This window comes from Pseudomonas sp. R5(2019), assembly GCF_009905435.1.
Classification (GTDB): domain Bacteria; phylum Pseudomonadota; class Gammaproteobacteria; order Pseudomonadales; family Pseudomonadaceae; genus Aquipseudomonas.
This window is the reverse complement of the sequence record NZ_JAAAMT010000009.1, coordinates 86,189-106,611: the sequence shown is the minus strand read 5'-3', so window position 1 is coordinate 106,611 and position 20,423 is coordinate 86,189. Positions and strand designations below refer to the sequence as shown.

General features: G+C 56.4%; 20 protein-coding genes and 2 pseudogenes. 12 read left to right on the top strand and 10 right to left on the bottom strand.

The annotated features are described in order from the left end of the window. Positions 1 to 2: 2 nt before the first annotated feature. Complete coding sequence (hmgA, locus tag GUY40_RS08605; protein ID WP_166568523.1) at positions 3 to 1,307, bottom strand: homogentisate 1,2-dioxygenase; 1,305 nt, start codon at positions 1,305 to 1,307, stop codon at positions 3 to 5. Positions 1,308 to 1,463: 156 nt separating this feature from the next. On the opposite strand from hmgA, the gene GUY40_RS08600 reads away from it, so the two are divergent. After that, entirely contained in the window at positions 1,464 to 2,243 is a 780-nt protein-coding gene (locus GUY40_RS08600) for an IclR family transcriptional regulator (RefSeq protein ID WP_166568522.1), read from the top strand. On the opposite strand, the pseudogene GUY40_RS08595 reads toward GUY40_RS08600, so the two are convergent. The 6 genes and pseudogenes from GUY40_RS08595 to GUY40_RS08570 all read right to left on the bottom strand — a co-directional run. Next, positions 2,240 to 2,620: pseudogene (locus tag GUY40_RS08595) on the bottom strand (response regulator transcription factor); the annotation flags it as partial. The gene GUY40_RS08600 and the pseudogene GUY40_RS08595 sit on opposite strands and share 4 nt — an antisense overlap. A gap of 65 nt (positions 2,621 to 2,685) precedes the next feature. Next, entirely contained in the window at positions 2,686 to 2,856 is a 171-nt protein-coding gene (locus GUY40_RS08590) for a hypothetical protein (protein WP_166568521.1), read from the bottom strand. Positions 2,857 to 3,253: 397 nt separating this feature from the next. Then, positions 3,254 to 4,168: an SDR family oxidoreductase gene (locus tag GUY40_RS08585; protein ID WP_166568520.1), complete on the bottom strand. Its 915-nt coding sequence runs from the start codon at positions 4,166 to 4,168 to the stop codon at positions 3,254 to 3,256. Between the two features lie 143 nt (positions 4,169 to 4,311). Then, on the bottom strand, positions 4,312 to 5,214 hold the full coding sequence (locus GUY40_RS08580; RefSeq protein ID WP_166568519.1) for an alpha/beta fold hydrolase: 903 nt from the start codon (positions 5,212 to 5,214) through the stop codon (positions 4,312 to 4,314). Between the two features lie 223 nt (positions 5,215 to 5,437). Beyond that, entirely contained in the window at positions 5,438 to 5,893 is a 456-nt protein-coding gene (locus tag GUY40_RS08575; protein WP_166568518.1) for a flavodoxin, read from the bottom strand. 73 nt (positions 5,894 to 5,966) lie between these two features. Further along, a complete protein-coding gene (locus GUY40_RS08570) occupies positions 5,967 to 6,917 on the bottom strand; it encodes a MerR family transcriptional regulator (RefSeq protein ID WP_166568517.1) in 951 nt (316 codons plus the stop codon). 200 nt (positions 6,918 to 7,117) lie between these two features. On the opposite strand from GUY40_RS08570, the gene GUY40_RS08565 reads away from it, so the two are divergent. The 4 genes from GUY40_RS08565 to GUY40_RS08550 all read left to right on the top strand — a co-directional run bounded on the left by GUY40_RS08565 (position 7,118) and on the right by GUY40_RS08550 (position 9,154). After that, a complete protein-coding gene (locus tag GUY40_RS08565) occupies positions 7,118 to 7,687 on the top strand; it encodes an antibiotic biosynthesis monooxygenase (RefSeq protein ID WP_166568516.1) in 570 nt (189 codons plus the stop codon). Positions 7,688 to 7,789: 102 nt separating this feature from the next. Then, the gene (gene folM / locus GUY40_RS08560; RefSeq protein WP_166568515.1) at positions 7,790 to 8,488 is read left to right on the top strand and encodes a dihydromonapterin reductase; all 699 of its coding nucleotides are present in this window, start codon (positions 7,790 to 7,792) and stop codon (positions 8,486 to 8,488) included. A 35-nt stretch (positions 8,489 to 8,523) separates the two neighbouring features. Further along, positions 8,524 to 8,820 (top strand): DUF1244 domain-containing protein, encoded by a 297-nt coding sequence (locus tag GUY40_RS08555; RefSeq protein ID WP_166568514.1) that lies wholly within the window; start codon positions 8,524 to 8,526, stop codon positions 8,818 to 8,820. After that, entirely contained in the window at positions 8,813 to 9,154 is a 342-nt protein-coding gene (locus GUY40_RS08550) for a HopJ type III effector protein (protein ID WP_166568513.1), read from the top strand. The genes GUY40_RS08555 and GUY40_RS08550 overlap by 8 nt, the downstream gene beginning before the upstream one ends. A 169-nt stretch (positions 9,155 to 9,323) precedes the next feature. Here the strand turns inward: GUY40_RS08550 and GUY40_RS08545 are convergent, their stop codons facing one another. The 3 genes from GUY40_RS08545 to GUY40_RS08535 all read right to left on the bottom strand — a co-directional run bounded on the left by GUY40_RS08545 (position 9,324) and on the right by GUY40_RS08535 (position 11,418). Further along, entirely contained in the window at positions 9,324 to 9,569 is a 246-nt protein-coding gene (locus tag GUY40_RS08545; RefSeq protein ID WP_166568512.1) for a pentapeptide MXKDX repeat protein, read from the bottom strand. A 174-nt stretch (positions 9,570 to 9,743) separates the two neighbouring features. Next, positions 9,744 to 10,706: a thioredoxin-disulfide reductase gene (gene trxB / locus GUY40_RS08540; RefSeq protein ID WP_166568511.1), complete on the bottom strand. Its 963-nt coding sequence runs from the start codon at positions 10,704 to 10,706 to the stop codon at positions 9,744 to 9,746. A gap of 112 nt (positions 10,707 to 10,818) precedes the next feature. Then, entirely contained in the window at positions 10,819 to 11,418 is a 600-nt protein-coding gene (locus GUY40_RS08535) for a peroxiredoxin (protein ID WP_166568510.1), read from the bottom strand. A 207-nt stretch (positions 11,419 to 11,625) separates the two neighbouring features. On the opposite strand from GUY40_RS08535, the gene cysZ reads away from it, so the two are divergent. From cysZ to GUY40_RS08500, 7 genes and pseudogenes are all read left to right on the top strand, one after another. Beyond that, entirely contained in the window at positions 11,626 to 12,393 is a 768-nt protein-coding gene (cysZ, locus tag GUY40_RS08530) for a sulfate transporter CysZ (RefSeq protein ID WP_166568509.1), read from the top strand. A gap of 51 nt (positions 12,394 to 12,444) precedes the next feature. Further along, a complete protein-coding gene (locus tag GUY40_RS08525; protein WP_166568508.1) occupies positions 12,445 to 13,734 on the top strand; it encodes a site-specific integrase in 1,290 nt (429 codons plus the stop codon). Positions 13,735 to 13,775: 41 nt separating this feature from the next. Next, positions 13,776 to 14,373: pseudogene (locus GUY40_RS28750) on the top strand (hypothetical protein); the annotation flags it as partial. Between the two features lie 767 nt (positions 14,374 to 15,140). Further along, the gene (locus tag GUY40_RS08515) at positions 15,141 to 15,560 is read left to right on the top strand and encodes a hypothetical protein (RefSeq protein WP_166568507.1); all 420 of its coding nucleotides are present in this window, start codon (positions 15,141 to 15,143) and stop codon (positions 15,558 to 15,560) included. Between the two features lie 243 nt (positions 15,561 to 15,803). Next, complete coding sequence (locus GUY40_RS08510; RefSeq protein WP_166568506.1) at positions 15,804 to 17,309, top strand: DEAD/DEAH box helicase family protein; 1,506 nt, start codon at positions 15,804 to 15,806, stop codon at positions 17,307 to 17,309. An 860-nt stretch (positions 17,310 to 18,169) separates the two neighbouring features. Then, entirely contained in the window at positions 18,170 to 18,805 is a 636-nt protein-coding gene (locus GUY40_RS08505) for a recombinase family protein (protein ID WP_166568505.1), read from the top strand. 605 nt (positions 18,806 to 19,410) lie between these two features. Next, positions 19,411 to 20,280 (top strand): hypothetical protein, encoded by an 870-nt coding sequence (locus tag GUY40_RS08500; RefSeq protein ID WP_166568504.1) that lies wholly within the window; start codon positions 19,411 to 19,413, stop codon positions 20,278 to 20,280. Positions 20,281 to 20,423: the final 143 nt, after the last annotated feature.

Sequence of the window (20,423 nt, the reverse complement as noted above, 5' to 3'; positions counted from 1 at the left end):
GGTTATCTCCGATTCGGGTTGAAAGTGGTCGGCAACGTTGCCCAGCAAGCATCGTAGCTGGCTTGCAGTTGTGGGCACTCCAGGGCATGACGGGTCGGGCGCAGCACTTGGCTGGTCTCGAACATGAAGGCCATGGTGTTGTCGATCTTCTGCGGTTCAAGCTGTGCAGCGATGGCCTTGGTGCAGGTCTCGCCATCCGGGCCATGGGCGCTCATGCAGCTGTGCAGCGAAGCACCGCCGGGCAAAAAGCCTTCGGCCTTGGCATCGTAGCTGCCCTGGATCAGGCCCATGAATTCATTCATCAGGTTGCGGTGGAACCACGGTGGACGGAAGGTGTTTTCGGCCACCATCCAGCGCGGCGGGAAAATCACGAAGTCGATATTGGCCAGGCCATGCACGCTGGTGGGCGAGGTCAACACGGTGAAAATCGACGGATCCGGATGGTCGAAACTGACCGTGCCGATGGTGTTGAAACGGCGCAGGTCGTATTTGTACGGCACGTTGTTGCCATGCCAGGCGACCACATCCAGCGGTGAGTGCTGCAACTGGCAGCCCCAGAGTTCGCCGAGGAATTTCTGCACCAGCTGCACGGGGCCCGCGCTTTCTTCGTAATGCGCAACGGGGGTCAGAAAGTCACGCGGGTTGGCCAGGCCATTGCTGCCAATCGGCCCAAGGTCAGGCAGGCGCAACGGTGCGCCGTGGTTTTCGGCGATGTAACCGCGGGCCTGGTCGTCGAGCAGCTCGACGCGGAATTTCAACCCGCGCGGCAGCACGGCGATTTCCAGTGGCTCGACGTCCATCACACCCAGCTCGGTGACAATGCGCAGGCGACCGGTTTCCGGTACCACCAACAGCTCACCGTCGGCGTTGAAAAACACCCGCTGCATGGAGCAGTTGGCGCGGTAAACATGGACGCTGACACCGGCCGGTTTTTCGGCGCCCGAATTGGCCGCCATGCTGACCCAGCCATCGATGAAATCGGTGGGCTCGCCGGGTATGTCCAGCGGGTTCCAGCGCAGGCGGTTCGGCGTGGCCGGGCCGAGCCCGCCACCGGCCAGTTGCCGCTCCAGCCGCTCGAACGCCGGGTGCAGCGCCGAGGGCCGAATGCGATACAGCCAGGTGCGCCGCTGCTCGCTGCGGGCCATGGTGAAAGCGGTGCCGGAGAACAGTTCGGTGTAGAGGCCATACGGGGCTTTTTGCGGCGAGTTCTGGCCGACCGGCAAGGCGCCGGGCAGGGCCTCACTGCAAAATTCATTGCCGAAACCGCTCAGGTAAGTGAGCGCGGGCGGGGTGGAATCGAGGTTCATTGAGCCTCCTGGCCAACAGGCCGGTATGTGGCAGTTGGGCGGTGTACGCCTGGCTGCGTTATTTTTATCGTAATCCAATTACGAATAACGTAATTTGATTGGGATTCAGCGTCAAGCTATAAAGACGCCCTCTCGTCTCCCGGATCGATAAGCCCCATGGACAAAGCCAGCCCTCCTGCCGATTCCGGCAAACAGAAAGTCCGCTCGGCGGAAGTCGGCACCGACATTCTCAAGGCGCTGGCGCAATTGACGCCCTCCACCTCGCTGTCGCGCCTGGCCGAACATGTGCAAATGCCGGCGAGCAAGGTCCACCGCTATCTCCAGGCGCTGATCGCCAGCGGTTTTGCCGAACAGAACCCGGCCACCAACCATTATGGATTGGGCCGTGAGGCGCTGCGGGTGGGGCTGGCGGCGTTGGGCTCGATGGACGTATTGAAAGTCGCCGCCCTGCCCCTGTCTCAGCTGCGCGATGACATCAATGAAAGCTGCTTTCTGGCGGTGTGGGGCAATCAGGGCGCAACCGTCGTCAGCATCGAGCCGGCGGCGCGTGCGGTCACGGTGGTGACCCAGATCGGTTCGGTCTTGCCGCTGCTTGGTTCGTCCACAGGGCTGGTGTTCGGCGCGTACCTGCCCTCGCGGGAAACCGCACCGCTACTGGCGCAGGAACTTCATGACCTGGGCCCTGATCATGCCCATGACTATGCAGCGCAGTTCGAGACCATTCGCCAGCGCGGCCTGCACCATATTCACGGCTTGTTGATGCCGGGTGTGGATGCGCTGTCGGCGCCGGTGTTCAATGCGGTCGGACACATTGTGGCGGTGGTGACGATTGTGGGTCCCACTTCGATTTTCCATGCCGACGAGCATGGCCCGGCAGCGAAAAAACTGCTGGCGGCGACTCAGGCCATCAGCTGGCGCATGGGCTACGAGCCCTAAGGCATTAACCCCAGCGTCTTCGCCATGGCCACCGCTTGCGTGCGCCGTTCGACGCCGAGCTTGCTGTGAATGCGGCGCGCGTGAGTCTTGACCGTGTGCAGGGAAATAAACAGCTGCTCGGCGATCTGCTGGTTGGAACTGCCTTGGGCAATCAGCTGCAGCACTTGAAGTTCGCGCAGGCTGAGCGGGCTTTCAGCCTCTGCTGCGGCTGACTCGATCTGCAACAGCCGAGGTTCGCGCAAGCGCAGCTCACAAAGCGGTTGCTGCAAGCCCATCTGCACACAGCGCTCCGTCCCCCGCGCCAGGGCCTCGCGCGCCATCGGCTGATCGCCGGTGAGAAACGCCACTTGCGCCACCAACAACTCAAGCTCCGCTTCAGCAGTTCAGCGTCCAGCATCAGCCGTGGCCAGTGACAGTCCGGGCGACGGCGGCCCGCGATCCATCAACTGATATGGGCGTTGCTGTGTTGCAGCAGCGCGTCGAGTTCGGGATGCGGCGTGCGGCAGTAGTCGTCGAGAAAAAGCCAGGTGGGGTGCGGATGCCGGGCGAGGTCTTGGAGCAATTCGGTGGGGTTGTGCCAGGCAATGCCCAAGGCGAATGCCCTATCTGGCACGCGGCCGCGCAGCTCCGGGCCGCAGTGCGGCAGCCGCTTATAAAACGCATGGATGGGGAGCCATAAGGCGGGCACCGGACTGTTGCGAGCACGGTAAAAGTGAATGTCGCAAAGCGGTATTTTTCGGTAGGAGAAGTCTGATTATTATTGTCGGACTTTCAGCACAGACGGCAGGTTGTGATGAAGGGTTAATCGGTTGTTAATGGCTCGAGTGTAGTGTCCTCGCCGGTAACACCAAGGGTTCACCGACGTTGATTTTGAAGCTCCTTGATCGAACGTCTTGCTTGGCCGCTGTCTATGCAGCGGCCTTTTTTATTTGAGCACCGCTGTAGGCAAGGCTTGCCTGCGCTGCGTTCACCACGGACCGCAGTGCACTCATCGCAGGCAAGCCTTGCTCCTACCGACCGACGTATTGTTGCAAGTTCGCCATCATTTGCTGCAGTGATTCGGGCGTGTCCTGCGGGTGCACCGCGCCTTCAAAATCGCCGATCCGCTGCCAATTGGCGGCCACATCCTCTACGGCGATGCCCTGGTGCGGGTCAAAGCCCACCCCCAGGCTGCGCTCCCAGCGCAGCTTGCCGATCCAGCCGCCGCCCACTTCGAACAAACCCGCCGTGTCCTGGCATTGTTCACTGCCCAAATACACCACCAGCGGGCTGATCAGTTCCGGTTTGAGTTGTTCAAACACTTCGGTCGGCATCAGCCCTTCGGTCATGCGCGTACCGCCGGTGGGCGCGATGGCGTTGACCAGAATGTTGTGCTTGCGCCCTTCGATGGCCAGGGTACGGGTCAGCCCATAGAGGCCGAGCTTGGCCATGCCGTAGTTGGACTGGCCGAAGTTGCCGTAGATTCCCGAAGTCGACGAGGTGAAAATCACCCGCCCGTAATTTTGCTCGCGCAAGTATGGCCAGGCAGCGTGGGTCACCTTGTAGGCGCCTTCGACGTGGACGCGATATACAAAATCCCAGTCCGCGTCGTCCATCTTGTGGAAGCTCTTGTCACGCAGAATCCCGGCATTATTGACCAGCACATCGACCCGCCCGAAGGTGTCCAGCGCCTGCTCGACGATCCGGGCGCCATCGCTGACCGAGTCATGGTTGGCGACCGCCGTGCCGCCGGCCTCGACAATTTCAGCGACCACCCGGTCGGCTGCCGAAGCATTGGCGCCATCGCCGTGGGCCGATCCACCGAGGTCGTTGACCACCACCCGCGCGCCCTGCCGGGCAAACAGCAAGGCATGAGCTCGCCCCAGGCCACCGCCCGCGCCGGTAACGACGACGACTTTGTCTTCAAAGCGCACTGAATCATTCATACGTGACTCCCATAGATCCTGAGTGCCGCCGAGTGTCGACCACGCAAGGGCCGGCCACAATCAAGACGGCTGCGGCTGAATGGCAGGCGATAAGGCAGCGGGATAGTCCGCTGTAAGCATCCGCAAGCCCGGTGATTGCTCTCTCAGGAGCAAGCCACCTGCAGCGACAGGCTTGGATTACGCTCGCGAAACGTCAGGTAATGGCGCAACACCAATCCTGGCGCTTCGGTGTGCGGGTAGTGGCCGATGCCATGCAACAACACGGTATCGGGCTCCGGTACCACCTGGCGGTAACGCTCGAGCATGTGCACGCCAGACACCGGGTCGACAGCACCGTTGATAAACAGCAAGGGCACGCTGCCCTGCAGCAGGGCGCCGACCCAGCGTGGCCGCTGCTCCACCCGCTCGTGCAGGTAAGCGACCAGCTTGTGCAGGATCCGCGTGCCGCGATTGGACTCGATCAGGCTCCAGCTATCATCCAGCGCGCTTTCGCTGGGACGGGTATGCGGCCCGAAGATCTGCACGACGTTCTTGACCAGGTCATCGCGTGAAAAGGTCCGGCCGACCAGCCAGCCCAGAGGGCTGAGCAGCATTTTCTGGGCCCGCACCGGGCGGTGGCACTCGGGAAACAGACCGCCATTGAGGAACACACAACTGGCGACACTGGCTCGCTGTTCGTGGTGCCGCGCCAGCAGCTCCTGCGCCACGCTGTCACCGTAATCGTGGCTCAGCAAATGAACCGGCTGGCGGATTTGCAGGTGCGCCAACAATGCCTGTTGCAGATCAGCCTGCTCCATCAGGCTGTACGCATGCCTGACCGGCTTGGACGAATCGCCAAAGCCGAGCATGTCGCAGGCAATCACCCCAAAGCGCTGCGCCAGCGGTTGCCAGAGGTAATGCCAATCCCAGCTGGCGGTTGGAAACCCATGGATCAACAGCAGTGGCTCTCCTTGCCCTGCGGTCCAGTAACGGATGTTGTGGCCCTGAAATTGAAACGTCTGGCCACGGGTACGCCAGACGCACAAAGGGATTTCGGACAGTGGCATTACCGGATCTCCTCGCGACTGTTGTCGGCAGAGAGGCTCGCGCACTGGGTATTGATGGGCTCCCACAGGTGTATCAGCAAGACATTAGCTAACGCCATGACAATCACCTCGGCACTTTGATGTGCTCTCCTGGCTGCTGAGTCTAGTCAGAGCCAGGCGCAAGGGTAGTTGCATTGGCAGCCAGCTTACTGGCCTGGCGAGTCAGGCATGTCTCCTTGATGATTCAGGCGTGTAACAGCGTGATCAGTTCCGCAATCCAGGGCTCGGCGTCGGTTTCGGGGGTCACGCTTTCGCTGGCATCCAGTCTCAGCATCGGCAGCACTTCGCGCACGCCCAGCTCGCCGAACAGCTCGCGCACCTGCTCGCCGGCGCCACAGAAGGTGTCGCCATAGCTGGCGTCGCCCAGGCCGATCACCGCACCCGGCAGACCGCGCCAGGCGGCTGGCAGCTCATCGCGAATCTGGTGATACAAGGGCTGCAGGTTGTCAGGCAGCTCACCCATGCCGGTGGTCGACGTCACGGCCAGCAGCGCTTGCGGCCCGAAGCCCTTCAGATCCTCAAGGGTGGCGCGGTTGCTGTACCAGGTGTCGAAGCCGGCGGCCTTGAGCAGGCCTTGGGCGTGGCGGGCAACTTCTTCAGCGGTGCCGTAGACCGACCCGGAAAAGATGGCGACTTTCATGAAAGATCCTGTGGCTGAGTAAATACCTGGGATATTAACAGTCCGGCAGCCAATTACAGAGCCTGGCGAAGGGTCACGTATCCAGATGGCGTGCCAGGTAACGCTGCAGGCGCCGCTGCATCAAGCGACCGTCGCTGCCCAGGCACGCCACCTGCGAATCGACCAGACTGTCCTGCGCCAAATCCGCCGCATCGCCGGCCAGCAACAACGAGCACTCAAGCCCCAGGGCCAGCCGGGCCATGCGCTTGGCAAAGTCCGCGGCCGGTGAGTGATTGGAGAACAGCACCAGCGCATGGGGCTGGACCTTTTCACAGATCAGGCTCAACTCATCCAGCGGTTGCCCCAAGGCCAGAACTCGAATGCCAATGTCGCTGGAGCCCAGCAGCAACCCGGCCACCAACAGTTCCAGTTCCTGGTTGTGCCCAGGCCCTGCGGCCACCAGCACCGTCAGCTCTTGCCGGTCGCGGCTCATCTGCAGCCGCTGGGCGACCCGAGCGCGCAGAAAACTGTCGAGAAACAGCCACTCGCTGGTGTGGCCAATGGCATCGCGGTCGCCCAGCAGCTGCTGCCAGACCGGCATCAGGATCTCCTGAAAAACCACGATCTGCGGATAACCGGAAAAAATCTGGCCGTAGAGCTGGTCCAGTCGCTGTTCATCAAAATTGCGCACCGCAAGGCGCACTTGCTGTTGCCACTGATGCAGCTCGGCGGGCTGTTGTTTTGCCACCGGCCGGGGCTCGGCTTCGGCGCTGTGATTGCGGGCGAGGATCTTGCCCACTTTGCTCACCGCCACACCACGCTCAATCCAGCCGAGGATGCTGCGCACTTCGTCGATATCGGCCTGGGAGTACAAACGGTGCCCACTGTCGGTGCGCGTGGGCTGAATCAGCCCATAACGACGCTCCCAGGCACGCAAAGTGACCGGGTTTATACCGGTCAGGCGGGAAACTTCACGGATCGGAAACAACTCCTCACGAACCAGACCCTGGGCGTGAAGTAATGGAGATGAGTCTGAAGTAGCCATGTGTACCGCCGCAGTGAAGGGTCCCGACAGTGTAACGCGAGTTGCGGACCTGCGCTAAATCCGCGCATGCGACGAAGATCTCTGGTCATTTGCGGATTTTCGGGAATAATCCTTGCTTGATTTCAAGCGCAGCCCACCACCCCGGCGCTGCGTTGAGTGAGCGGTCCTACCCGGACGGCCCATCTGCAAGGAGATACACAATGTCTACCCCCGTCACCCTGATGGTTGCCCGCCGCGTTACCAATGGCCGCTATGAAGACCTGATCGCCTGGCTGCACGAAGGCGAACAACTGGCGACCGACTTCCCCGGCTACCTCGGCTCTGGCGTGCTTGCGCCACCGCCGCAAGACGACGAATTCCAGATCATTTTTCGCTTCGCCGACGAAGCCACCCTGCACGCCTGGGAACACTCGGTCTCGCGCAAGGCTTGGTTGCTGCGAGGCAGTGGTCTGTTCGAGCAACCGCTGGAGCGCCGTGTCAGCGGCATCGACGGCTGGTTCGGCGCGCCCGGGCCGCAACGCCCGCCACGCTGGAAACAGGCAGTAGCGATTTGGCTGGCGTTTTTTCCGGTATCGCTGCTGTTCAACTTGCTCTTCGGTCATTGGCTGGCAGAGCTCAGCCTGTTGCCTCGGGTGTTGCTCGGCACCGTGGCCCTGACCCCACTGATGGTGTACCTGTTCATCCCTCTGTCGACCCGCTGCCTGGCCGGCTGGCTGAATGCTGCGCCGACACCGTCCACAGCGGCTCGCGAAGCACTGCGCGCGCAATAAAAGCCGGGGCCCGTCGGGTCATTGGGCGCACGCAGGGTGGAAAACTTCGGTTATGCTGGGACCATTTCGCACCCGGTAATTTCTGAAGTTGACAGCCATTACATGAATAGCCCAATCCTTGTCACCGGAGCCAGTCAACGGGTAGGCCTCGAACTGGCTATCCAACTGGCCCAGGCTGGCCATACGGTCATCAGCGCCAGCCGCCACCCCAGCGCCACTGCCGCGCACCCGAATATCGTGCAGTTCCAGGCCAACCTTGAGCAGGAAGCCGATCGCCTGGCCTTGATCGAACACATCACTCGCCAGTACGACGGGCTGCGAGGGATTATCCATAACGCTTCGCTGTGGCTGGACGATGGCCTGGACAACCTCAACACCATGTTCAAGCTGCACGTCGAAGCGCCATATCACCTCAATATTGCGCTGGGCGCTCACCTGGCCAAGGTCGAAAAGGCCGACATCATTCACATCTGCGACGAAACCTCGACCCGCGGCAGCAAGAGCCATATCGCCTACGCCGCCACCAAGGCCGCGCTGCAGAACATGGTGCTGTCGTTTGCCGAGAAATATGCACCCGACATCCGCGTCAACGCCGTACTGCCGGGGCTGCTGATGTTCAAGGAAGACGGCGACGAACAGTACCGCCGCCAGTCCCTGAAGAAGGCCTTGCTCGAGTTCGAACCCGGTGCCCAACCGCTCATCGACGCCGTCTTCTTTTTACTCAATACCCATTACAGCACCGGCAGCAGCGTGGTGATCAACGGTGGCCGGCATCTGAAAAAGCCGATCACCCACGACTGATTGCCAACGCCTGCAACAACCCCTGTGAGAACGCCATGAACAACCAGGAACAACTCGAACTCGAAGCGGCCGCCTTCCGCCGCCTCGTCGAGCACTTTCAAAGTCGTACCGACGTGCAGAACATCGACCTGATGAACCTGGCCGGGTTCTGCCGCAACTGCTTGTCCAAGTGGTACAAGGCCGCCGCCGACGAGCGTGGCATCGAGGTCAGCCTCGATGATGCGCGCGAGCGGATCTACGGCATGCCATACAGCGAGTGGAAAAGCCAATACCAGAAAGAAGCCAGCGCCGACCAACAGGCGGCGTTCGTCAAAGGAAAACAGCATGACTGATCTGAACACCCTGCGCGCCAGCCTCAAGAGCGGCGAACACGCATTTGCCGACACCCTGGCCTTTATTGCCGCAGGCTATGACTACCAGCCTCAAGCCTTCAATAATGGCGGTGTGGAAAACGCCGCCGGGCAGAACGAAGGGTCCTGCAAGACCTTGGGTCTGGCGCTGTTGGAAGGTTTGAGCGATGAAGAGGCCTTGTTGGCTTTTGGCGAGCATTACCGCTCGGTAGTCGCTACGCCTGAGGGCAGCGACCATGGCAATATTCGGGCGTTGATTGCCAATGGTTTGGCTGGCGTCAAATTCGCCGCCCAGCCGCTGCAGCGCAAGTCATAAGCGCGCTCACCCTGTAGGAGCGGACCTGGCCGCGAAGGGCTGCGAAGCGGCCCCGGCGATTCTGAAACCATCTGCACTCGCAAGCTGAGTCGCAGATGTCACTGGCCCAAGGGGCCGCTGCGCGGCCCATCGCGGCCAGGTCCGCTCCTACACGAATCTGCAGCTGTTTTTACATCCCGTCTTTTTTCATGGTGTCTTTTTCCATCGACTCCATGTGCTTGTCGTCCTTTTTCATTCCATCCTTTTTCATATCGTCCATTTTCATATCGTCTTTCTTCATTGCATCCATTTTCATGGAGTCCTTGGACATGCTGTCGTTGTGCATGGTGTCCTTGGCCATGTCTTGCGCGGCAAAGGCACTGGTGGCACCCAGCGCCAGAAACAGGGAAAGAGTGGTAGCGGTCAACGTTTTCATGAGGTGCTCCTGCAGTTCAATGTGTGGTTAGCGTAGGCACCCATTGTTGTGCTGGCCGGTTCACGAAATCCTCACACAAACTTCAATATTCCGTGATAACTGCGCTTTTCAGCGCCCATAAAAAAACCGCCTGGCCGCATCGCGGCCAAGCGGTTTTTTATGCCTCGCTACTGCTTACAGTGCTGCGTTCTGCAGCCCGTCCAGGTAGCGCTCTGCGTCCAGTGCCGCCATGCAGCCAGCGCCAGCCGAGGTGATGGCCTGACGGTAGATGTGGTCAGCCACGTCGCCGGCAGCGAACACGCCTTCGATGCTGGTAGCGGTAGCGTTGCCGTCACGGCCGCCATTGACGACCATGTAACCGTCCTTCAATGCCAGCTGACCTTCGAACAGCGAAGTGTTCGGGGTGTGGCCAATGGCAATGAACACGCCGTCGACCTTGATCTCGTCGCTGCTGCCGTCGTTGTTCTTCAGGCGCGCACCGGTCACGCCCATGTTATCGCCCAGGACTTCGTCCAGGGTGGCGTTGAGCTTGAGCTCGATCTTGCCTTCGGCAACCCGGGCGTGCAGCTTGTCGATCAGGATCTTCTCGGCGCGGAAGGTTTCGCGACGGTGAACCAGGGTGACCTTGCTGGCGATGTTGGCCAGGTACAGGGCTTCTTCAACCGCGGTGTTACCACCACCGACCACTGCTACTTCACGGTTGCGGTAGAAAAAACCGTCGCAGGTGGCGCAGGCAGAAACACCCTTGCCCATGAACGTTTCTTCCGATGGCAGGCCCAGGTAGCGAGCGCTGGCGCCGGTGGCGATGATCAGCGCGTCGCAGGTGTAGGTGCCGCTGTCGCCGGTCAGGGAGAACGGCTTGCCGGCCAGGTCAACGGCATTGATGTGATCGAAGACGATTTCGGTTTCGAAACGCTCGGCGTGCTCGCGCATCCGCTCCATCAGCGCCGGGCCGGTCAGGCCGTGAACGTCGCCCGGCCAGTTGTCGACTTCGGTGGTGGTGGTCAGCTGGCCGCCGGCCTGCATGCCGGTGATCAGCAGCGGCTTGAGGTTGGCACGGGCAGCGTAGACGGCAGCGCTGTAACCGGCAGGGCCAGAGCCGAGAATAATCACGCGGGAATGACGTACTTCAGACATGAAACACTCCTGTCGAACCTGGCTGCACCAGGCTCGTAATGGAAATTAAAAAAGGTCCGACAACGCCTTGGGGAAGGAAGATTGCCAAACCTGAAAACGGTTCGGGTACGGCTTACAGGCTCTTGGCGTTCTCGGCCAGGTAGTCGGCAACGCCCTTGGCGTCAGCCTTCATGCCTTTCTGGCCTGGGCGCCAGCCCGCCGGGCAGACTTCGCCGTGCTGTTCGGTGAACTGCAGGGCTTCAACCAGACGGATCATCTCGTCTACTTCACGACCCAGTGGCAGGTTGTTGACCACCTGATGCTGTACCACGCCTTGCTGGTCGATCAGGAAAGAGGCGCGCAATGCAACGCCATCCTGGTGTTCAATGCCGTAGGCACGGGTGATTTCGTGCTTGACGTCGGCAACCATGGTGAACTCGACTTCGCCGATGCCACCCTTTTCGACCGGGGTGCTGCGCCAGGCGTGATGGGTGAACTGCGAGTCGATCGAGACACCGACCACTTCAACACCCAGCTCACGGAATTTGTCCATGCGGTTGTTGTGGGCAATGATTTCCGATGGACAGACGAAGGTGAAGTCCAGCGGCCAGAAGAACAGCACGACGTATTTGCCGCGCAGCGAGGACAGCTTGAAGCTGTCGACGATCGAACCGTCACCCAGCACGGCGGCTGCGTCGAAATCCGGGGCCTGTTTATTGACCAGAATGCTCATGGGAACTCCTTGAAGATCAAATTCGAAGGGATTTAAAAGGTGTGCGCACTGTAGCGAGGTGGCAGAGATTAGAGAAATACCCATTCACAATCCAGCTCATAGGCGACCTCTATGTAGTGATTCGGCATTGTTACAACGCGTTTCGTATCTATCGCCAAGCGCTGTAACTCGGTAAGGTCGGCGCGTTTCCACAGCTTGGAGCTCGCGATGCAAGCCCCCGTACTTTCCGGCCCGCAATACCTGCAAGAAGGGCTGAAACTGATCCTCAGCCCCAACCTGCGGCTGTTTGTGCTGTTGCCCCTGGCGATCAACCTGGTTCTGTTTGGCGGCCTGATCTACCTGGCTGGCAATCAGTTCAGCCTCTGGGTCGACAGCCTGATGCCAAGCCTGCCCGACTGGCTCAGCTTCCTGAGCTATATCCTCTGGCCCTTGTTTGTGGTGTTGGTGGTGCTGATGGTGTTTTTCACCTTCACCATGCTCGCTAACGTCATCGCCGCGCCATTCAACGGTTTTCTGGCGGAAAAGGTCGAGGTGGTGGTCCGAGGCACTGACGACTTCCCGGCGTTCAGCTGGGGCGAACTGATTGCCATGGTGCCGCGTACCTTTGGTCGGGAACTGCGCAAGCTTGGCTACTTTCTGCCGCGCGCCATTGGCCTGTTCATTCTGTCGTTCATCCCAGTGGTCAATATCGTTGCTGCGCCGCTGTGGCTGTTGTTCGGTGTGTGGATGATGGCGATCCAGTACATCGACTACCCGGCCGACAACCACAAGATGAGCTGGCAGGACATGCTCGCCTGGCTGCGCGCCAAACGCTGGCAGAGCCTGAGCTTTGGCGGCAGCGTGTACCTGGCGTTGCTGATTCCGCTGGTGAATATCGTGATGATGCCGGCCGCGGTGGCGGGGGCAACGTTGTTTTGGGTGCGTGAGCGTGGCGACTCCGTCGTCGCAAAGCAGTCCACTCAGACCGTCCGTTAACCACAAAGGCAGTGCCCTTTCCCAGCCAACTGATACACAAGGCTGGTACACATGGCACTGATAGCACAACCGTTCCGGCACCCTGAGTCGGGTATCTATTACCTCAGGCGCAGGGTGCCGGATGACCTACGGCCAATCATCGGCAAGACCGAAATCCGTCGGTCGCTGAACACTCGAAATCACCAGCAAGCCAAGGCTGCCTTTGCCATCGCGTATGCGGAATCTGAGCGGCTGTTCTCCGATGCCCGTAATGGCCTCTGCATCGGGCCCCATCAACCGGATACAATCGGGGAGCCACTCCCTACCCTATCGCCGCCAACACCTTCAAAAGCCAGCATAAAGCTGTCAGAAGCGCTTAGCCGCTACGTCCAATCCATCTCCATGTCAGGCAGGTCTGAGTACGTTTCGCGGCGGCACGCAGTCGACTACAGCCGTGCCGTCAAGCGGTTCATCACCGACGTGGGCGATAAGCCCATTGCGGCGATCCAACCTTCCGATATCCATGCGTTCGCTGCCAACCTGGTCCAACCTACTGACGCCACCATAAAACCGCTTGCGACATCGTCCACTCGATTGTTGCTGGCGAGGTTGTCATCGGTCCTGGCCTTCTCGGTGGATTCCGGCTGGCTTGAGTCGAATCCCGTCCTTGCTTCACGGATTCACAAACGCCTAGGACCAACCAAGCCGAAACGCCGCTTGGACGATAATAGGGGGTACACCTGGAACGAACTGGTCACGCTATTTGGTCATGCCGAGTTTCAGCAGCTTCGACATGCACAAGGCCGTCCGGGCAATGCCGTGTACTGGTTACCAGTAATAGCGGCTTACACGGGCGCCCGCCGCGAGGAACTGGCTCAACTATATATAGAGGATATCCATCAGCACGAAGGCGGCTCATGGTTCATCCGGATCATCGACGACCGTCCCGACAAGTCAGTCAAGACCGACAGCAGCCGCAGGGAAATTCCCGTTCATGATGATTTGATCGCCCTCGGTTTGTTGAAGCTGGTGCAAGGTCGAACGCCGGGATCAAGGGTATTCCCCCAACTGATTAAGGTTTCTGACGGTTTTGCAGGGATCGTTTCCAAAGCATGGCGTCCGATTACTCAACGGTGTGGGGTGTATCAACCAGGCCGCCATCCACTTCACGCTTTCCGACACAGCTTCAAGACCCTAGCAAGGGAGCACGGGATACCCAAGGAGGTTAGCGATTGGATCACCGGTCATGCATCCGGACACATCGGGGACAGCTACGGCATCAACCCGCTCTCCCGAATGGCCGCAGAAATACAGAAACTTCCGAGCCTTGCGAAGGCCGCCGGACTATTTCCAAATGAATAAAGAAGCGTGGCAGCTGCGAAGCTTGGCGGTCTCGACTGTTACTCGCAGCTGAAGCTCGCAAGCACCCATGGCGCGACTGCCCTCTCCTCCTTGGTCGAGCCGCTGGAACACGACTGGAAGAGCTTTGCCCACGCCTCTGCAGACTCTGTCGAGGAGCAAAGTATCGTGTCCATCCGCATCGATGACAGTCGTGAAGGCCAGAACCTGAAGAACGCCAGCAGCCGCCGCATTCTCCCCTTGCACCCTGCCCTGATCGCCTTGGGGCTGATGCAACATGCCGAGACAGTCAGGAGCACCGGAGAAGATCGACTGTTCGCTGAACTGGAATCCGTGCGGGGGAAGCTGGGTCACGCACCATCGAAATGGTTCGGTCGCCACTAGTGGCCTGTTTGTTTAATTAGTTTATCTATTTAAATTATTTGGTCGCCTGTTTCTTGGTGATTTAGATTAACGAACTACCCGTACAGGCCACTAGACGAAACGAAGCATCCCGGACCTAAGGGAAACGTTCCACAGTCTCCACACACGCTCATGGACGATCTGCGGGATGCTGGTGTCCAGGACTCGTTGCTAATACGGATAGCCGAGCACGAAAACGGGGCTGTAATGTTTAGCATCTGTGGCAGCCGAAGTCCTTGAAAGGCATGAATTAAGCATGGAAAAACATAAACTTAGACCTTGATTTAAACTGACGGCACACGGCTTGCCGCGCCAACCAATAACATCGGCCTTCAGCAATAACCCCAGTGCAATTGAAGTACCAATGTTGCTACACCCTCTCTAGTGCGACAATGCAGAAAACTAATACACTAATTAAAACATGCACGCTGCAGCAATAAGGAAAAACTAATACACTAACTAAGACATGCGCACTGCAACAATAACGAAAAACCAATAGACTAACTAAACTAGCGAAAAAAAAGATGAAAAATCGGGTTGACAGATGAATAAATCGTGGATCAGAATGTGTCCCAAGCAGACATCCACACAGCAAAGGTCCAAACTATAAGCGAGCATCTTTCTTTGGCTAACAGGAAAACAGGCGCCCTCATCGGCCAGACTAATAACAACGTCAACACACCTACCTTTGACTCTTTGTCACTTTCTTGAAAGCACTACGGCACTTGTTCCCCGAGCACTTTTTTCGGTGTATGACATAACATGGTCGTGCCACATCGGCGAGACCAGAATCTAGTTTGATTGGGACTTATTTCCGGAGGGGACTAACATGCCCAGCAATCCAAAAACTTAGCTCGACAACCGTGCAGTCATTCCAACACTAAGTAGAGCCTATTTACGTACACACAAAGAAAACCATCTAAGACAACCCTTTGACAACAACCACTAACCCCTCTCACTTCAAGCATAACCATGAAGTTTTGTGAGAGCCTGACAGGTATTACCCTATGAAAAATAAAACACCATTCCCCACAGCAAACCACAAAGATCACTTTATCTATGACAACTTGCCATTCATTAATCCTGAACATGGAGAGCTCCACCCAATTGAGTGGGCCACAGTAATTGACGTTAGCCTAATTGAACCCAACAATTACGATCCCGATGACTTTTTCACTCGTCCGTCTTATTACCTGCAGATCACACCCAGCGGAGAAGTAAGAGGTGTAACGCATGATTACGATGATCATGAAGAGTATTTTTCGGTAACTGCGGATAATTCCGACATTGAATTTCTTAAATTATTTACTAATCAATACCCTCACCTTACGCCCACGCTATCATCCCTACTTTACTATCGTAAAGACCGGACATCCAAATTGAGAGAGCAGTACTTAAACCAAGAAAACATCTCAAATGATGATTAATATCATCCTACACTAACAATCAGCGAACCTTCGTTAACCACCAGCCCTAGCTCCAAAGGTCGCTGAGCCCGGAAAACTTTGTTTACGATTATTCCCAAGCGATAAGCATCATCAAAAGCTGCCAGAGCGTCGTTGAGACCTCACATACTTTTAACCAGAGACTCAAAACTCTGGCAGTGCATTGTGCCGCCCTGAAATCAGTTAAACCAGTTAGTATCTAATCACTTCAAAGCCGAAACGTTTATGAAAGTCATACACGCATTAATTGCACCGCCAGGTGCAGGAAAAACCTCATGGCTAATCAAGCAACTTTCCCAGCTAAACGACCAATGCTCTGTACTTGTATTTCCAACCAAGATTCTTTCGGCGGAAGTGCAGAACCGAATGCAGGACCTGAAGATGGATTTCAATGCCATCGATAGCAATACCGTAGAAGGGTCTGTCGTACAGTGCTTGGAGGATAGCCTGCTCAACCGCACCCACAGGATTCTCATCTGCACCCATGCGTCACTGAGTCTGATCAACCCTGAGACCCTGCATGGATGGAGACTGTACGTAGATGAAGTTCCGACAACCTGGGATTGTTCAACACACAGCTTCACCGACCTCTCCTACCGCAAGGCATTTGACAGCATCACTGACGTAACCAAAGCAGGTGACAAGAGCAGAGTAAATGCGAAGGACGATTGCCGTACGCTAATTGAAGGCCTAGCCAATGGAGACGATTCAACTCTTTCCGCTGATGCACGCAGCATTCTCAAGGCATTACTAGATTGCAGGTATGTTGTTGAAGTTGAAGAACTCGACGCAAAGCTGAAGCGAACTGTAAGAATCATTGGGATCAAGCATTACATCCCTGCATTCGATGCAGCAGAGGAAACGGTAATCATGGGGGCTGAAGTAGAGAAAACGCTTCTTGGAATCACCCTAAAGGGCGCAGGCTGGTGTATTCGCCCCATCGAGGCGACCATAGACTTTACTGGGTATGGAAACAAAGTAGAGATTCACCCGTTCTTCAGGAACAGGTCTTACTCAAAGAGTGCAGCACTCATGAAGGCAGGTAAGCTTTATCCAGACTATCAAGAAGATTGTTTGCTAGATGCATGGCTGAAAGTCGATGTATTTAGAGTTATCGGAAACAGAAGAGCGATCCTAGTGGCACATCAGTGGTGCAAACCTAACCTACCAGTTCCGCAAGGCCACGATCATAGCAATATAAAATTTATCCCTATCGACAACAGAGGCATCAATGAGTACTCCGAATACAACATTGCCATCTGCCTACAACACGGAAACATAACCCCGATAGAAGGCAGGAACTTGTACACACTTGCAGAACTACTCTCTATCAAAGATACGGTTTCTTCCGATGAAATCAAGGATGCAGTGAAGTATGAAAGATTCTACGAGTCAACTCTTCAATCCGTTTGCAGAACCGCACTGAGATCAAGAACAAGCCAGAGCAACATCTTGCTATTTGTGCAAGACCTTGATATCGCAAACTTCCTCGTAGAAAAGATAGGTAATTGCACAATTAACGAAGCTTACTCTGAAGATTACATAGCACCAGAGTCAGCATCAAGAATAAAGAGAGAGAGTCTAAAGCAGAAGGCCATCAGCCTATGGGAGCAGGAGTACAACATCGAGAGCATAGCCAAAGAGATCGGGAAGACAAAGAGAACGGTAAGTAGCTGGCTCAACCCGTACCGCCAGTTACAGAAAACAGACCAAGTAGAAATTTCTTCTTAAAGATTCTTTAAGAGGTTTTTTCCACAATTATAAACTAGTATCACCCGTGCTGAATACTGTAGAAATTATCACTACGTGACGGCACGTCACAATACACCTGCACAGTTAAACTCAAAAGCTTTCGAGGCTTTTCTGCCCCTACCCCAATGATTACATTAAGCCGTGAGGCAAGATAACAGTTCTATTTAGCAGGGTGGATAGGGGTGCAGCCACCACCCTGATGTTGATCTTGGTCTTGATCTTAACCATGCCGAGAGGCATAACAATAACTACCTCGTGACGGGACCGTCACACATTCCCCATGCACAGTAAAATCTTGTGGTTGTGGGCGCCTGCCTCTGCTGGCCCACTGGGTAACTCACCTTGCCGTAAGGCATAACCTAGTTATCTTGTGACCCTAGTCACGTATACATGCAGCTACACTCAGCTATGCCCACTCTGCACTAGATAACTTACATCCATTGGTTATCTAATTACATATGACTGACTCCAGCAATACACCTACAGGTGCATCTGCCCCTCCGTTAGCTGAAGCCCCCTATTTACGGGCATTTGGCCAGGACTGGTTAAGCCAAGCCCCCTCGATAGCGCTACACCGGCTGTAGCCGCAGATTTCCATCGAAAACCTCTCACTGCCTCAGCCAATTGGTGGGCTTTTGCATGATCAGCCATTCTGAGGTAGGTCAGTGCTCACAGCCGCAGAACTGCCCGTGTCATTACGGGTATACCTGAGAAAACACACTGAAACTATACAAGGAATGATCAAATCCATGCTCTAGATCGTGTCACTAAATCACTTTACATACTCAAAGCGCCACACTAATATGTGATACATCCAAAGTGACACTTAGGGCCTAGCCATGTTTATCCGTGCTTATCTTCGTGCCTCAACTACTGAGCAAGATGCCAACCGTGCTCGGGATGCTCTGGTGGCGTTCGCTGCCGACCGCAACCACAAGATCGCCAGCTTCTACGTCGAGAACGAGAGTGGTGCCTCTCTCCAGCGTCCTGAGCTGTTCCGCCTGCTGAGTGATGCCCAACCCGGCGATGTGCTGTTGCTGGAGCAAGTGGATCGGCTGAGCCGGTTGAAAGAAGAGGACTGGAACCAACTCCGCGCCACCATTAAGGCCAAAGGTGTGCTTGTCGTCGCCCTAGACCTGCCTACCTCTCACCAGTGCCTAGCCGCTGCTGGTGCTGTAGACGAGTTCACTAGCCGGATGCTGAGCGCTGTTAACGACATGCTGCTAGACATGCTGGCCGCTGTAGCCCGCAAGGATTACGAGGACCGCCGCCGCCGTCAGGCTGAGGGTATTGAGAAGGCTAAGATTGAGGGCGCTTACAAGGGGCGCCCAGTGGATACCAAGCTGCATGGACGCATAAAGCAACTGCTAGATGATGGGAAGAGCGTCCGCAAAGTAGCCGAACTACTGGAGTGCAGCACCACCACCGTTCAGAAGGTGAAGGCAGCGCTGACTCCCCCTTGTGAACCCCTGTAAAGCTCTCTACTACGTGATCTAGGGGGGCAGTGGCTCATAGCCCCTTGGATATTCGGCAGAAGTTGACCGATTTTGGACCACCTCCGGTTTTACGGCGTTAAGGTGTTCCCCACCCAAAGCGACATTTCAGCCAATTGTCAGAAGCCTCATTGATATTCGTCCCTCTGCGACGTCCTGATATTCAGTCCAATGACCGCCATGGGTTTTAAAAAATTCCGTGTGGAGCTGAGTTGAAAAGTGCCGCTGACTGCAACATTCATAAGTGTTCAAACCACCCGAGAAACGCCTCATCGTAACCATGAACGGCAGAGAGCTGCACATTGCTGCCGGTGGCGGCGACAGGCAGCAGTCGCCCAGGACCGGACGGTGGACTCAGTGATGGCAAATGGTCATCATCACCGATGCTGCTTTCGAATCTAGAAGGCAGCAGGGGTTGCCGTCACCCTTGTCGTGTTTCTCTCCGGGCGATGTCGCGTTTGCCGCAACCACGTCTAAACTAGACAAGGGCTTACAGGGCGACAAGGAGCGTTATACGACAAGCCATCGCGACATGGCATGTCGCATGCCTAATAGGATTTCGGCTTCAGAGTGGGAGACCTTCACAAATGAAACGGCTGACCCGCCCCATCATCAATGCCATCGAATTGGGGGTAGATCTCCTTGGTCTTTATGGTGCCAGCTTTTCGGATTCGCCGGACGACGAGCGAGTTATCCTCCCGGTTCGAGTGCTTCTGGATACCATCGGGCTGAGCAACTTGCTAATACCGTCTGACCGTGAGGCCCGTAGTCGCTTTATATTTGAGGTGACACTGCGGCTTACAGTCGCAGGAAAAAAAGATCTGGCGGCCGCAATTCGTCTCGGCTATGCACTGGGCGCCTATGATGAGGCCACTCAGGCCGAAAGTGGTACTGCCCTGGGTAACCTCTTCAAACTTGCCAGTAAAGTTGGTGTGGCAGAATCGAACATCCTTGCCCTAGTGAAGGAGCGAACTTCAATCCACCAGCCAGATCAAGCAGAAGTATTGTTGAGACATATCCATAGTTGGTTGGATCCGTTGTCAGATTCTGGAGATACTCCATCTAAAGGTCATACCAATTTCATCATCAATAAAATCAATATTTCCCATAGTCCGATTGGCATACTGAATACTGGCGAAATCAAACAGGTAGAGCGTATCTCAGTGAACATATCGACACTGGAGAAATCAGGTGGCTCCGATGCTGCAGAAGCCATAAGACACCTTACTGAGGCGGTGACCAAGAGCCATGAGTTATCGGAACGTCAGCAAAGCGAGCTTCTAGATCAACTGGAAGAAATCAGCCGACAAGCTACTCTTGCCCCAGACCAGCGGTCCTCTTCTGGGGTTATCAAAGCGTTGCTCGTGGGTATAGCGACTGGGCTTGGAGCCGTTGGTGGTCTCGCAGAGGTGTGGTCTACCTGGGGCTCCACAATTACCAAATTTTTTGAATTGTAAGTCCTCGGTGCAGTTGATAGGACCGTTGATCATCCCCATGGAGGTCCCTGCCAAACAAGCGTGAGCAGATGAACTGAGCACCTGGGTCCGGCAGCGAGGCTCGATGAACGTCAATGACGACGTTAAGGATCCACTCACCACCC

Coding starts and splice junctions, on each gene's coding strand:
- hmgA (WP_166568523.1), bottom strand. CDS start 1,307: ATGAACCTCGATTCCACCCCGCCCGCGCTCACTTACCTGAGCGGTTTC.
- GUY40_RS08600 (WP_166568522.1), top strand. CDS start 1,464: ATGGACAAAGCCAGCCCTCCTGCCGATTCCGGCAAACAGAAAGTCCGC.
- GUY40_RS08585 (WP_166568520.1), bottom strand. CDS start 4,168: ATGAATGATTCAGTGCGCTTTGAAGACAAAGTCGTCGTCGTTACCGGC.
- GUY40_RS08580 (WP_166568519.1), bottom strand. CDS start 5,214: ATGCCACTGTCCGAAATCCCTTTGTGCGTCTGGCGTACCCGTGGCCAG.
- GUY40_RS08575 (WP_166568518.1), bottom strand. CDS start 5,893: ATGAAAGTCGCCATCTTTTCCGGGTCGGTCTACGGCACCGCTGAAGAA.
- GUY40_RS08570 (WP_166568517.1), bottom strand. CDS start 6,917: ATGGCTACTTCAGACTCATCTCCATTACTTCACGCCCAGGGTCTGGTT.
- GUY40_RS08565 (WP_166568516.1), top strand. CDS start 7,118: ATGTCTACCCCCGTCACCCTGATGGTTGCCCGCCGCGTTACCAATGGC.
- folM (WP_166568515.1), top strand. CDS start 7,790: ATGAATAGCCCAATCCTTGTCACCGGAGCCAGTCAACGGGTAGGCCTC.
- GUY40_RS08555 (WP_166568514.1), top strand. CDS start 8,524: ATGAACAACCAGGAACAACTCGAACTCGAAGCGGCCGCCTTCCGCCGC.
- GUY40_RS08550 (WP_166568513.1), top strand. CDS start 8,813: ATGACTGATCTGAACACCCTGCGCGCCAGCCTCAAGAGCGGCGAACAC.
- GUY40_RS08545 (WP_166568512.1), bottom strand. CDS start 9,569: ATGAAAACGTTGACCGCTACCACTCTTTCCCTGTTTCTGGCGCTGGGT.
- trxB (WP_166568511.1), bottom strand. CDS start 10,706: ATGTCTGAAGTACGTCATTCCCGCGTGATTATTCTCGGCTCTGGCCCT.
- GUY40_RS08535 (WP_166568510.1), bottom strand. CDS start 11,418: ATGAGCATTCTGGTCAATAAACAGGCCCCGGATTTCGACGCAGCCGCC.
- cysZ (WP_166568509.1), top strand. CDS start 11,626: ATGCAAGCCCCCGTACTTTCCGGCCCGCAATACCTGCAAGAAGGGCTG.
- GUY40_RS08525 (WP_166568508.1), top strand. CDS start 12,445: ATGGCACTGATAGCACAACCGTTCCGGCACCCTGAGTCGGGTATCTAT.
- GUY40_RS08515 (WP_166568507.1), top strand. CDS start 15,141: ATGAAAAATAAAACACCATTCCCCACAGCAAACCACAAAGATCACTTT.
- GUY40_RS08510 (WP_166568506.1), top strand. CDS start 15,804: ATGAAAGTCATACACGCATTAATTGCACCGCCAGGTGCAGGAAAAACC.
- GUY40_RS08505 (WP_166568505.1), top strand. CDS start 18,170: ATGTTTATCCGTGCTTATCTTCGTGCCTCAACTACTGAGCAAGATGCC.
- GUY40_RS08500 (WP_166568504.1), top strand. CDS start 19,411: ATGAAACGGCTGACCCGCCCCATCATCAATGCCATCGAATTGGGGGTA.